This is a genomic window from Sphingomonas jeddahensis (genome assembly GCF_001981525.1).
Classification (GTDB): Bacteria; Pseudomonadota; Alphaproteobacteria; order Sphingomonadales; family Sphingomonadaceae; genus Sphingomonas; species Sphingomonas jeddahensis.
In genome coordinates this window covers 59,355-71,187 of the sequence record NZ_MPSB01000008.1, presented here as the reverse complement: position 1 = coordinate 71,187, position 11,833 = coordinate 59,355, and the positions used below count along the sequence as shown (strand labels likewise).

Sequence of the window (11,833 nt, the reverse complement as noted above, 5' to 3'; positions counted from 1 at the left end):
GCGCGATGCGGTGCCGGTGCAATGGCCGCGTCGATGCGACAGCCTGTGCAAATGATCGTTAACGGCGGAACAGTCCGGCTGATCAACGCGTTGAATAGGCAGAGTGGAGGCGGGAATGCAACCGATTTTCTTCGTGCTGGCGATCATGGGCTGCGGCGACGACCAGTCGGGCTGCGCAGAGGCGCGCATCGAGCCGGTTCGCTATGCCACCGTGCAGCAATGCCAGGCCGCCGCGCCGGCCGCGCTGGCGCGCAATACGGACCTGTCGTTTCCGGTGATCAGCGCGGCTTGCCGTGCGAATGGGCCGCAGTGGGTGAGCAAGGGCAAGGCTGCCCCGCAGGGGTGAGTTTCTCGCCAGTCACCTAAGATTATCATCGTCACGCCGGGCTTGTCCCGGCATCCAGCCGTTCGCTCATCCAACGATCGTAGGAGAGGCGGCACGGTGGATGCCGGGACGAGCCCGGCATGACGTATGCGGCTGACTTTCCACGATAACCGACGTCACGTCGGCTTTGAGCCGGGGGTTATGGCGCCGCGAGCGCTGACGTCCATCGTGTCACGCAGCATCCGAGGATAGTTGGGTTCCGGCACAAGGCCGGGATGACGTAGCGGGTATCCGCTCACCTAAGCACCGTCACCCCGGACTTAATCCGGGGTCCCGCTGCCTATCGCGGCGTCAGGAAGAAGCGGGATCCCGGCACAAGGCCGGGGTGACGAGAAAAAGGGCGCCGGCCTCGCAACAGACCAGCGCCCCTCGCGATCACTCCGCGACGACCTTCGCCTTGCCGCCCTTGCGCTTGGGCTTCTTGGGCGCCGCGCCAACGATTTCGAACGCCAGCGCATTGTCCTTCAGCTTCACCACGACTTCGCCACCGTGGACGAGCTTGCCGAACAGCAGTTCCTCGGCGAGCGGCTGCTTGATCTTCTCCTGGATCAGGCGGCCCATCGGGCGCGCACCGTAGAGCTTGTCATAGCCCTTGGCGGTGAGCCACTGGCGCGCCTCGTCGTCCAGCTTGATGTGGACGTCGCGGTCCGCCAGCTGAAGCTCCAGCTGAAGGATGAACTTGTCCACCACTCGCGAAACGACTTCGGTCGGCAGGTAGCTGAACGGCACGATCGCATCGAGACGGTTGCGGAATTCCGGCGTGAACAGCCGTTGCACGGCCTGCTCGTCCTCGCCCTCGCGGGAGAGATTGCCGAAGCCCAGCGTCTCGCGCGCCATGTCGCTTGCGCCCGCATTGGTCGTCATGATCAGGATGACGTTGCGGAAATCGACCGTCTTGCCGTGCTGGTCGGTCAGGCGGCCGTTATCCATCACCTGCAACAGGATGTTGAACAGGTCCGGATGCGCCTTCTCGATTTCGTCCAGCAGCAGCACGCAATGCGGATTCTGGTCGACCGCGTCTGTCAGCAAACCGCCCTGGTCGAACCCGACATAGCCCGGGGGGGCACCGATCAGCCGCGACACCGAGTGGCGCTCCATATACTCGGACATGTCGAACCGCTGGAGCGGGATGCCCATGATCGTCGCGAGCTGCTTGGCGACTTCCGTCTTGCCGACGCCGGTGGGGCCGGTGAAGAGGTAGTTGCCGATCGGCTTCTCCGGATCGCGCAGGCCCGCACGGCTGAGCTTGATCGCCGACGACAGATTCTCGATCGCCTTGTTCTGACCGAACACGACACGCTTGAGATCGGTGTCGAGCGTTTCGAGCACTTTCTTGTCGTCGGTCGACACGCTCTTCGGTGGAATGCGCGCCATGGTCGCGATGACCTGCTCGATCTCCTTGGGCGTGATCGTCTTCTTGCGCTTGGACGGCGCCACCAGCATCTGCATCGCGCCGACTTCGTCGATCACGTCGATCGCCTTGTCGGGCAATTTGCGGTCATTGATGTAGCGCGCGCTGAGCTCCACTGCCGACTTGATCGCGTCGGGCGTGTACTTCACGTCATGATGCGTCTCGAACGCCGAGCGCAGCCCGGCGAGGATCTTGATCGTGTCCTCGATCGTCGGCTCGTTGACGTCGATCTTCTGGAACCGGCGCAGCAAGGCGCGATCCTTCTCGAAGTGGTTGCGGAACTCCTTGTACGTGGTCGAGCCGATGCAGCGGATCGTGCCGCCCGAGAGTGCTGGCTTGAGGAGATTGGACGCGTCCATCGCGCCGCCGCTCGTAGCGCCAGCGCCAATTACCGTGTGGATCTCATCAATGAAGAGCACCGCGTCTGGCAGCTTCTCCAGCTCGTTGACGACTTGCTTCAGCCGCTCCTCGAAGTCACCGCGATAACGCGTGCCGGCCAGCAGCGCGCCCATGTCGAGCGAGTAGATGACGGCCGGCTTGAGCACGTCGGGCACGTCGCCCTCGACGATCTTGCGCGCGAGCCCTTCGGCGATGGCGGTCTTGCCGACGCCGGGATCGCCGACATAGAGCGGGTTGTTCTTCGACCGGCGGCACAGGATCTGCACCGTGCGATCGACCTCGGGGCCGCGGCCGATCAGCGGATCGACCTTGCCGTTCTTCGCCTTCTCGTTGAGATCGACGGTGAATTGCTTAAGCGCGCTCTCGCCCTTGGCGCCCTTCTCCGCCGGCTTCTTCTCTTCCTTGTCCTCGGCGCCCTTGGGGCTGGCCGCGGTTTCAGGCGTGGACACGCCCTTGCCGACGCCGTGGCTGATGAAGCTCACCGCATCCAGCCGGCTCATGTCCTGCTGCTGGAGGAAGTAAACGGCGTAGCTTTCCCGCTCGGAGAACAGCGCGACGAGCACGTTCGCGCCGGTCACTTCATCGCGGCCGGACGATTGGACGTGCAGGATTGCGCGCTGGACGACGCGCTGGAAGCCGCTGGTGGGCGAGGGGTCGGTCTGCTGATCGACCTTGAGCGCGCCCAGCTCGGTATCGAGATAATGCGCGACGGTGGTCTTGATCTCGCCGAGATCGACGCCGCACGCCGTCATCACCTGGCTGGCATGCTCGTCATCGACGAGCGCGAACAGCAGATGTTCAAGCGTGGCATATTCGTGGCGCCGGGACGACGCGGCCTCGAGCGCCTTGTGCAGCGTGGTCTCGAGAGCGCTGGCAAAGGATGGCATTCAGGGTACTCCTAGGGGGCCATGGAGTGACGCCTTGGGGGCAGGCGCCTGGCCCTTTGCTACAATGTCGTGATTGGGGCGGGCCGCATCAAGAAGCGCGCCCGTCAGTGTTGAGGGCAAGTCCATCGGAGCCCCGCATCGGCATGTCGCGTGGCGCGCGGCCGATGCGGCGAGCATCATCGTTTGAACAGCGCGTCCGCGACGTTGCGATGATTCACCGCATGATCGATCTTCTTGCGGCTGCGGGCGATCTCGCCCTCCAGCGCGGTGATCCGCGCCTCCAGCTCCGCCACCGAGAGGCGATCGAGATCCTCGCGCAGCAGCACGCTCAGCGGATCGTCGGGCCGGGACCCGAGGATATCGTCCAGATCCATGGCCTGTATCGTTGACCCTTGAGGTTACGAAGTCAATAAGGCCGCGCGGGCATGGTTAAGGGGGCGATAGTGAGCGACATTCCGGCAACGATGCAGGCGATCGATCCCGAAGCGCCGGGTGGCCCGGAAGTGCTGGTCCTGGTCGAGCGCCCGGTGCCGCAGCTCCAGCCCGGCGAGGTGCTGATCCGCGTTGCCGCCGCCGGCGTCAACCGGCCCGACGTGATGCAGCGCAAGGGTGCCTATCCGCCGCCGCCGGGCGCGCCGACCATCTATGGCCTTGAGGTGTCGGGTGAGGTCGTGGCGCTGGGCGAGGGCGTCGATCAGTTGATGGTGGGCCAGCCGGTCTGCGCGCTGGTGGCGGGCGGCGGCTATGCCGAATATGTGGCGGCGCCCGCAGGCCAGTGCCTGCCGGTGCCCGAATTGCTCTCGATGGTCGAGGCCGCGGCGATCCCCGAAACGCTGTTCACCGTGTGGACGAACCTGTTCGAGCGCGCCTTTGCGATGGAAGGCGATACCGTGCTGGTGCATGGCGGCACCAGCGGCATCGGCACGATGGCGATCTCGCTGTGCAACATCTTTGGCGTGACGATCATCGTGACGGCGGGATCGGACGAGAAGGTCGCCGCGGCCAAGGCGCTCGGCGCCGACCATGCGATCAACTACAAGACCGAGGATTTCGTCGAGCGGGTGAAGGAGATCACCGGCGGCAAGGGCGTTGCCGCGGTGCTCGACATGGTCGGCGGTGATTATGTCGCGCGCAATCTCAAATGCCTGGCGGAGGACGGCCGCCACGTCTCGATCGCGGTGCAGGGCGGGCCGACCGCGACGATCCCGATCTTCGCGCTGATGATGCGCCGCCTGACGCTGACCGGATCGACGCTGCGCGCGCGCGACACCAGCTTCAAGGCAATGGTGGCCGACGAACTGGCGCGCACGGTGTGGCCGCATGTGGAGGCCGGGCGGCTGAAGCCCGTGATCGACAAGACCTTCCCGCTGGCCGAGGCTGCGGAAGCGCACCGGCGGATGGAGGCCGGCGATCACGTAGGGAAGATCGTGCTGACGATGGGGTGATCCGCGCCGTCCGCCTCGGGCTTGTCGAAGGGCGCGTCCGAGGCGGCAGACGCTGCGGCCCCGGGGTGGTTCCGCTGGCATCGCGCGGGGACGCGAGATGCCGCCGAAGGTTGAGCGCAAGGGCAGAGGCGAGGGGCAGACAATGAAGGCGATCCTGATCACCGGCGGTGGTTCGGGCATCGGGCGCGCAGTGGCGCAGCTATTTTCCGCGCGCGGCTGGCGCGTAGGGCTCGCCGATCGAGATCCCGCCGCGCTGCTCGACACGGCGGCGACGCTGCCGGCTGATCGCACCAGCCGCCATGTCATGGACGTGCGCTCGCCCGAGGATTGGGAGGAAGTGCTCGCGGAGTTCACGGGGGCGAGCGGCAGGCGGCTGGACGTGTTGTTCAACAACGCCGGCGTCGCGGTGGGCGGGCCATTCGGCGCGGCCTCGCTCGACGATCTCGACCGGGCGGTGGATGTGAACTTCAAGGGCGTGCTGTACGGCGCGCGGCTGGCGCATCCGTATCTCGCTGCCACGCCCGGATCGTGCCTGCTCAACACCGCGTCGGCCGCCGGGATCTACGGCACGGCGGGGGCGGCAATTTATTCGGCAACCAAGTTCGCGGTGCGCGGCCTCACCGAGGCGCTCGACGGCGAATGGGCGGCGGACGGCATTCGGGTGCGCAGCCTGATGCCCGGGTTCATCGACACGCCGCTGCTGACCGCGGCCGTGGGCGGATCGAACCGCAGCGTGCGCGAAACGGTGGTCGAGGCGGGGCTGGAGTTCACGCCCGTCGAGACGGTCGCCGAGGCGGCATGGGCCGCCGTGCATGGCGATCGGCTGCACACGCTGGTTGGCAAGACCGCGCGACGGCTGGCCTTCGCGTCGCGCTGGATGCCGGGCACGGTGCGCAAGCGAATGCGGCGGGGATAGTGAGGGGAGCGCTGGCAGGGGGGGCGGCCGGAAATGGGTGGATAGCCGACCGTCGGCTTTGGACGGCAGCCGATGATAGCTGCCGTCCGGATAAGACGGTAAGTTTGGCAAGCCAAAGCCGATGATCCGCTCACGCATTCAGGCGGCGGCTACCGTGGGCGCCGCTTCCGACCCCATACGCCCATCCGAGATGGAGCCGGTCGCGATCTCAAGGCGGTGACGCTTCCACGCCAGCCACAACGTACCGATGCCGATACTAGCGCAGACAAGCAATGCTGGGAGAGATGCCTCCGGTCCAAAGCTTCCGCCAGTCAGAAGGACGCTGGCATCCGGCCGCGCTATGCTATGCGCCAGCGCCGGTCCGGCATCCCGGCCCGAGACCGCAGCACCAAACACGTACCCCTGCGTAAAATTCCACGCGGCATGAACGCCGATCGAAACCCACAGACGCCCCGTCAGCGCGTAAAGCGCACCAAGCATGATCCCCGCTTCAAGCGCGATGCACAGCACGCTCACGATGGTCGCGCCCGGATTGAAGATGTGGCTCACGCCAAATACCGCCGCTGACCCGCTGAATGCGAGCACTGGGCCGAATGCCCGCCACAGTAACCGGAAAAGGATAGCGCGAACGAGCGTTTCTTCGATCAGCGCCGCCTGGATGGCGTGTCCTCCTGCACGCCATGCCGGCGCAGGACCAAGCCAATCGACCGTGTAGAGATTGAAGGTCATCAGGATCGCCATAACCGTCCCGAACATGGCTGCGCCCAAGGTCAGCCCTGCCGTGAGCTGCGCGGGCGCTACCTTGATGGCCAGTTCGTCCGGGTGACGATCTTCTCCGAGACGGACCATCAGGGCATATACAATCACGGCGATCGCGCCGCTGATCACATTAGCAAGGAATGCGAGTTGCGGCGTTCCGGTCGGTAAGATGTGACGCACCATTGTCATCCCCGGCCCGATAGCAAGTAGGACTAGGGCGAAGAGACCGACCATCCAGGCCAAGCTGCGCAGCCAGCGCAGACGGCCGGACTGTAGAACGCGGCGGTCACCCAATGCGATGCCGCTCCCGGCGCTATGATATTTGTTCAACGATGCCCCCCTTTGACTCGGTCGAGACGTTCTCCCCGACGACAAATCAAAGGAAGCAACATCCGTGCCAATGGATCTAGCAGCGGGGCAGTCTCTAAGAGAGCTCGAAAGCCGGGCGCTTGGCGCCATTGTTTAGCGTCCTCCGCCAATCTGCGGCTCCGTGCTAAGCTCGGCCGTTCAATGTGAAAGAGACGGCCGGGATAGGCCCGCATGGCGGGTTCTGGAACGCTGTACCGATCCACTGCATGGCTGACCTTGGGCGTAAGCAGTCGTGCCACGCAGCCGCCATGCTGAACTTGTTTCAGCATCCATCGCGCCACCAGCGGTGGCTGGGCTTGCGGAGCGGTGGACCCCCAAACAAGTTCAGGGTGACGGAAGGTTGCAGCGGTTGGCGAGGTCGCGCGACTTGCGGCGCCCGCGCCTGTTCAAACGATCAGCAGCCCCGCCAACGCCGCCGACATGAGGTTCGCCAGGCTACCCGCCAGCAGCGCGCGGATGCCGAGCTTGGCGATCATCGGGCGCTGGTTGGGGGCGAGGTTGCCGGTCACCGCCATCTGGATCGCGATGGACGAGAAATTGGCAAAGCCGCACAGCGCGAAGGTCACGATCGCGACCGTGCGCGGCGACAGCACATCCGCCTGTCGGCCGAGATCGATATAGGCGACGAACTCGTTCAGGACGATCTTCTGGCCGAACAGCCCGCCCGCACGCAGCGCTTCGTCCCAGGGCACGTTGATGAGGAACATCACCGGCGCAAAGACATAGCCGAGCAGCATCTGAAAGCTGAGGTCGGGCCGGCCGAACAGCCCGCCGAACGCGCCGAGCAGGCCGTTGGCGAGCGCGACCAGCGCGACGAACGCCAGCACCATCGCGCCGACCGCGACCGCCAGCCGCACGCCGGTCTGCGCGCCTTGCGCCGCCGCCATGATCAGGTTTGCGGGCTTTTCCTCGTCATGCGTCGCTTGCGGCATCGGCTCGCCGGGGGTGAGTTCGTTCGGCAAGGCGGCGATGCTCGCCCCGGCGATCCGGGCTTCCGACACTTCGATCTCGCGGTCGGGGTCGGGCAGGTCGCCGAGCGGCAGTTCGCCTTCGGGCGGCACGGTCCGATCCGGCATGATGATCTTCGCCATCAGGATGCCGCCCGGCGCCGCCATGAAGCTGGCCGCGAGCAGATAGTCGATGCGGATGCCCATCGAGGCATAAGCTGCAAGGATGGTGCCGGCCACGCCCGCCATGCCGCTGGTCATCACCGTGAACAGCTGCGGCGGGGTGAGCCCGGCCAGATAGGGGCGGATCACCAAAGGCGATTCGCTCTGTCCGACGAACACGTTGGCGGCGGCGCACAGGCTCTCGACCTTGGATACGCCGATCACCTTTTCGATCGCGCCGCCCAGCCAGCGGACGATCAACTGCATCACGCCGAGATAATAAAGGATCGAGACCAGGCTGGCGAAGAAGATGATCACCGGCAAAGCGGCGATGGCAAAGCTGTTGCCGCCGATCTCAGGTGACGCGAGCGGGCCGAACAGGAAATCCACCCCCGCCTTGGCATAACCAAGCAGGTGCGACACGCCGGCGGACATGCCCGAGAGGATGCGCTTGCCGAAATCGACGTAAAGGACGAGCACCGCGATGCCGACCTGAAGCGCAAAGGCACTGAGCACCACTCGCGGCCGGATCGCGCGGCGATCGGTGGATAGCGCCACCGCCAGCGCGAGGATCACGATGATACCGGCGATGCCGATGAGAAAACGGCTCAACTGCGACACTTCCCGCTACGGGCGGAGCTTGCCGCCGGATGTTTTTTCCGTGTGCCTTCATAGGGAAGGCGGCGGCTGTTCGACAAGCGGGACAGTGGATGGTTGCGGCCGTCCTCATCATCCAGCGTCATACCGGCCTTGAGCCGGGATCCATCACGCCACGAACGCTGTCCTTTGGATCGAGCCATGGCGCTCGCGGAGCCTTGGATCCCGGCTCAAGGCCGGGATGACGGTTCGAGTGGGATGATGCACGGCCAACATCCGGCTTTCCCCTTGCGCACGCGCGATGTACCGGCAAGCGGATGGAATCACGCGCTCCCGCGCCGATCGCGCGCTCGCTCTTCGCCTTCTCGATTTTTTACGGGGGCATGGTGTGCATCGCCGGGGTGCTCGGCAACAAGCAGGTCGCGCTCGGGCCGCTGGCGGTGGAGGCGGGGATCTTCGCCTTTCTGCTGCTGGTCGTCACGTCCAGCGCGATTGCGGAACTGCATGGTCGGCATGTCGCGAATCGGCTGGTGCAGATCGGCTTTGTTCCGCTGATTGTCTCGCTGCTGCTGACGCTGGTGGTACTTGCGGTGCCGGCATCGTCCGCCATGGAGCCGGAGCGGCTGGCCGCGTTCGACCTGATGATGACGGGCACGCCGCGCATCTGGATGGGCGGGATTGTCGCTTACGGCACGTCGCAGACGCTCAACGTAACGATCTTCGCGGCGCTGAAGGGGCGCGAGGGCGGGCGGCTGCTGTGGCTGCGTGCAGCGATCGCCAGCGTGCTGTCGCAGGTGGTGGATACGTTGCTGTTCGTGACGATCGCCTTTTATGGCGTGTTCCCGATCGGCGAACTGATGGTCGGACAGATGATTGCCAAAGTGGCGCTGTCGATCGTGCTGGTGCCGCCGATGATCTACGCTTTCGTGGCGCTGGGGCGGCGGCTGGATCGCTGACGGCCTGTCCTACAGCCGGCGTCCGTGGGATACCCGTTTCCATGATGATGCGAATGTTGAGGCTGTTGGAGAAAAACGTGCGAGCGCCTCAACATTGTCAACATTCGCGAACCGTGGCGAGGGTGGTTTTGCTTTCGCCTGCGAACCGCTAGGCGAGCGCACCATGACCGATCACAGTCCCGCGCCCGAACTGCTCGCCAAGGCCGAAACGCTCGTCGAGGCGCTGCCGTATCTCCAGCGTTATGCCGGTGCGACCTTTGTCGTGAAATACGGCGGGCACGCCATGGGCGATCCGGAGGCGCAGCGCGATTTCGCCGAAGACGTGGTGTTGATGAAGGCGGTCGGCATCAACCCGGTAGTAGTTCACGGCGGCGGGCCGCAGATCGGATCGATGCTGAAGCGGTTGGGCGTCGAGTCGCGCTTCGTTGATGGGCTGCGCGTCACCGACGAGGAAACCGCGCATATCGCCGAGATGGTTCTCGCCGGATCGATCAACAAGCAGATCGTGTCTTGGATCGCAGCCGCCGGGGGGCGTGCGGTAGGCATTTCGGGCAAGGACGCCGGGTTGGTGCGGGCCGAGAAGGTCGGCCGCAGCGAGCCCGATCAGTTGCAGGGTATCGAGCGCAAGGTGGACCTGGGCTTTGTCGGCGAGCCGGTCGCGGTGGACCGCCGCATCATCGACACGCTGAGCCACGACGGAATCATTCCGGTGATTGCGCCGATCGGCATCGGATCGGACGGGCATACCTATAACATCAACGCGGACACAATGGCCGGTGCGATCGCCGCAGCGCTGGGCGCGAAACGGTTCTTCCTGCTGACCGACGTGGCGGGCGTGCTCGACAAGCAGGGCGAACTGGTCACTGATCTGACGCCGATCGACGTGGCACGTCTTCGCTCGGACGGCACGATCTCAGGCGGGATGATCCCGAAGCTGGAAACCTGCGTCGCCGCCGTCGAGGCCGGCGTCGATGCGGCGGTGGTGCTCGATGGGCGGGTGCCGCACGGCATGCTGCTGGAAATCTTCACGCGGCGCGGCGCGGGTACGCTGATCCGCAAGGGTTGATGAGGGTCGCGCTCGTGCCCAACTGTGCTATTATGATGATACACCGGAACGGAGACCGCCCTTGCTGATGCTTACCCTCGTCCAGATCCTGCAGGTGCTGCTGAACGTGGTCTGGTGGGTCATCGTCATCCAGTTCGTGCTGTCGCTGCTGGTGGCGTTCAACGTCGTGAACATGCAGTCGAATTTCGTGCGCTCGCTGTACATGGGGCTTGATCGGCTGACCGAGCCGCTGTACCGCCCGATCCGCCGTATCCTGCCCAATACCGGCGGGATCGACTTCGCGCCGGCGGTGGTGCTGATCGGCATCGCGATCCTGACGATCATCCTCAACAATGTTGAGGCTAGCGTGATGATGGGCGGCATCTGAGCGCCTGGAAGGCGGCGGATGGCGGGATCGCGATCGCGGTCCGGCTGACGCCGCGCTGTGGACGCGATGCGCTAAGCGGCGGAACGGACGAGCATCTTTCCGCGCGCGTCGCGGCCGCACCGGTGGATGGCGCGGCGAATGCGTCGCTGATTGCGCTGGTGGCCAAGACCTTCGGCGTGTCGCGCGGGTCGGTGAGGATCACCGGCGGGGAGACGGCGCGGCTCAAACGACTGTTCGTCGAAGGCGATGCCGCTGCGCTGGCGCGGGTCGCCGCCAGCCTCTATGGCACGGCACCATGACGGCACGGATCATCGACGGAAAGGCGTTCGCGGCGGGGCTGCGCGAGCGTGTGGCAGTTGCAGCGGCTGAGGTTGCGAGCATAGCCAAGCGCAAGCCGGGTCTCGCGGTGGTGCTGGTAGGCGAGGATCCCGCTTCGGCCGTTTATGTCCGCTCCAAGGGCAAGGCGACCGTCGCCGCGGGCATGGAAAGCTTCGAGCATCGCCTGCCGGCCGATACGACGCAGGAGACGCTGGAGGCGTTGGTGGACCGGCTCAACGCTGATCCGGCGGTGGACGGCATCCTGGTCCAGCTGCCGCTGCCCGGGCATCTCGACGAAAGCGCAATCATCACGCGCATTAATCCTGACAAGGACGTCGATGGCTTCCACCCCGTCAACGCTGGACGGCTGGCGACGGGGCTGGAAGGGTTCGTGCCGTGTACGCCGCTTGGCTGCCTGATGCTGTTGCGCGACGTGCTGGGCGATCTGTCCGGCAGGCAAGCGGTGGTGATCGGCCGGTCGAACATCGTCGGCAAGCCGATGGCGCAACTGCTGATCGGCGATAGCTGCACCGTGACCGTGGCGCATTCGCGCACCCGCGATCTGCCAGACGTGGTCCGGCGCGCCGACATCGTCGTCGCCGCGGTGGGACGTGCGAAGATGGTGAAGCCCGAGTGGATCAAGCCCGGCGCGACGCTGATCGACGTCGGCATCAATCGCACCGACGACGGGTTGGTCGGCGACATCGACCCGGCCTGCGCCGAGGTGGCGGGCGCGATGACGCCGGTGCCGGGCGGCGTGGGGCCGATGACGATCGCGGTGCTGTTGCGCAACACGGTCGTCTCCGCTGCGCGGCGCGACGGCGTGACGCTCTCGGCCGCGATTTGACG

At 65.5% G+C, this 11,833-nt stretch carries 12 protein-coding genes; 8 read left to right on the top strand and 4 right to left on the bottom strand.

Annotated features, from left to right (window positions below; translation table 11 throughout):
• Nucleotides 1-115: 115 nt before the first annotated feature.
• Nucleotides 116-346 carry a hypothetical protein gene (locus tag SPHI_RS09945; RefSeq protein ID WP_076744778.1) on the top strand — a complete coding sequence of 77 codons (231 nt, stop codon included), beginning with the start codon at nt 116-118 and terminating at the stop codon, nt 344-346.
• Nucleotides 347-760: 414 nt separating this feature from the next.
• Here SPHI_RS09945 and clpA read toward each other — a convergent pair whose 3' ends face one another.
• On the bottom strand, nt 761-3,082 hold the full coding sequence (clpA, locus tag SPHI_RS09940) for an ATP-dependent Clp protease ATP-binding subunit ClpA (RefSeq protein WP_076744777.1): 2,322 nt from the start codon (nt 3,080-3,082) through the stop codon (nt 761-763).
• A 176-nt stretch (nt 3,083-3,258) separates the two neighbouring features.
• The gene (locus SPHI_RS09935; RefSeq protein ID WP_076744776.1) at nt 3,259-3,456 is read right to left on the bottom strand and encodes a DUF1192 domain-containing protein; all 198 of its coding nucleotides are present in this window, start codon (nt 3,454-3,456) and stop codon (nt 3,259-3,261) included.
• 90 nt (nt 3,457-3,546) lie between these two features.
• On the opposite strand from SPHI_RS09935, the gene SPHI_RS09930 reads away from it, so the two are divergent.
• A complete protein-coding gene (locus tag SPHI_RS09930) occupies nt 3,547-4,527 on the top strand; it encodes an NAD(P)H-quinone oxidoreductase (protein ID WP_076744775.1) in 981 nt (326 codons plus the stop codon).
• Between the two features lie 142 nt (nt 4,528-4,669).
• Complete coding sequence (locus tag SPHI_RS09925) at nt 4,670-5,443, top strand: SDR family oxidoreductase (RefSeq protein ID WP_076744774.1); 774 nt, start codon at nt 4,670-4,672, stop codon at nt 5,441-5,443.
• Between the two features lie 138 nt (nt 5,444-5,581).
• On the opposite strand, the gene SPHI_RS09920 is transcribed toward SPHI_RS09925, so the two are convergent.
• Nucleotides 5,582-6,532, bottom strand: coding sequence for a CPBP family intramembrane glutamic endopeptidase (locus SPHI_RS09920; RefSeq protein WP_198927856.1), 951 nt, complete (start codon nt 6,530-6,532; stop codon nt 5,582-5,584).
• A 425-nt stretch (nt 6,533-6,957) separates the two neighbouring features.
• Nucleotides 6,958-8,292, bottom strand: a complete 1,335-nt coding sequence (locus tag SPHI_RS09915) for a NupC/NupG family nucleoside CNT transporter (protein WP_076744832.1) — start codon at nt 8,290-8,292, stop codon at nt 6,958-6,960.
• Between the two features lie 302 nt (nt 8,293-8,594).
• Here SPHI_RS09915 and SPHI_RS09910 point away from each other — a divergent pair, with 302 nt between their 5' ends.
• From SPHI_RS09910 to folD, 5 genes are all read left to right on the top strand, one after another.
• Entirely contained in the window at nt 8,595-9,233 is a 639-nt protein-coding gene (locus tag SPHI_RS09910; protein WP_076744772.1) for a queuosine precursor transporter, read from the top strand.
• Between the two features lie 163 nt (nt 9,234-9,396).
• Nucleotides 9,397-10,299, top strand: coding sequence for an acetylglutamate kinase (argB, locus tag SPHI_RS09905; RefSeq protein ID WP_076744771.1), 903 nt, complete (start codon nt 9,397-9,399; stop codon nt 10,297-10,299).
• Between the two features lie 67 nt (nt 10,300-10,366).
• Nucleotides 10,367-10,666, top strand: a complete 300-nt coding sequence (locus tag SPHI_RS09900) for a YggT family protein (RefSeq protein WP_076744831.1) — start codon at nt 10,367-10,369, stop codon at nt 10,664-10,666.
• Nucleotides 10,663-10,965: a DUF167 domain-containing protein gene (locus SPHI_RS09895; protein ID WP_076744770.1), complete on the top strand. Its 303-nt coding sequence runs from the start codon at nt 10,663-10,665 to the stop codon at nt 10,963-10,965. The genes SPHI_RS09900 and SPHI_RS09895 overlap by 4 nt, the downstream gene beginning before the upstream one ends.
• Nucleotides 10,962-11,831: a bifunctional methylenetetrahydrofolate dehydrogenase/methenyltetrahydrofolate cyclohydrolase FolD gene (folD, locus tag SPHI_RS09890; protein WP_076744769.1), complete on the top strand. Its 870-nt coding sequence runs from the start codon at nt 10,962-10,964 to the stop codon at nt 11,829-11,831. Before SPHI_RS09895 ends, folD begins: the two co-directional genes overlap by 4 nt.
• Nucleotides 11,832-11,833: the final 2 nt, after the last annotated feature.

What these genes read in the sequence shown, in the direction of transcription:
- SPHI_RS09945 (WP_076744778.1), top strand. Translation starts at nt 116, where the DNA reads ATGCAACCGATTTTCTTCGTGCTGGCGATCATGGGCTGCGGCGACGAC.
- clpA (WP_076744777.1), bottom strand. Translation starts at nt 3,082, where the DNA reads ATGCCATCCTTTGCCAGCGCTCTCGAGACCACGCTGCACAAGGCGCTC.
- SPHI_RS09935 (WP_076744776.1), bottom strand. Translation starts at nt 3,456, where the DNA reads ATGGATCTGGACGATATCCTCGGGTCCCGGCCCGACGATCCGCTGAGC.
- SPHI_RS09930 (WP_076744775.1), top strand. Translation starts at nt 3,547, where the DNA reads ATGCAGGCGATCGATCCCGAAGCGCCGGGTGGCCCGGAAGTGCTGGTC.
- SPHI_RS09925 (WP_076744774.1), top strand. Translation starts at nt 4,670, where the DNA reads ATGAAGGCGATCCTGATCACCGGCGGTGGTTCGGGCATCGGGCGCGCA.
- SPHI_RS09910 (WP_076744772.1), top strand. Translation starts at nt 8,595, where the DNA reads ATGGAATCACGCGCTCCCGCGCCGATCGCGCGCTCGCTCTTCGCCTTC.
- argB (WP_076744771.1), top strand. Translation starts at nt 9,397, where the DNA reads ATGACCGATCACAGTCCCGCGCCCGAACTGCTCGCCAAGGCCGAAACG.
- SPHI_RS09900 (WP_076744831.1), top strand. Translation starts at nt 10,367, where the DNA reads ATGCTTACCCTCGTCCAGATCCTGCAGGTGCTGCTGAACGTGGTCTGG.
- folD (WP_076744769.1), top strand. Translation starts at nt 10,962, where the DNA reads ATGACGGCACGGATCATCGACGGAAAGGCGTTCGCGGCGGGGCTGCGC.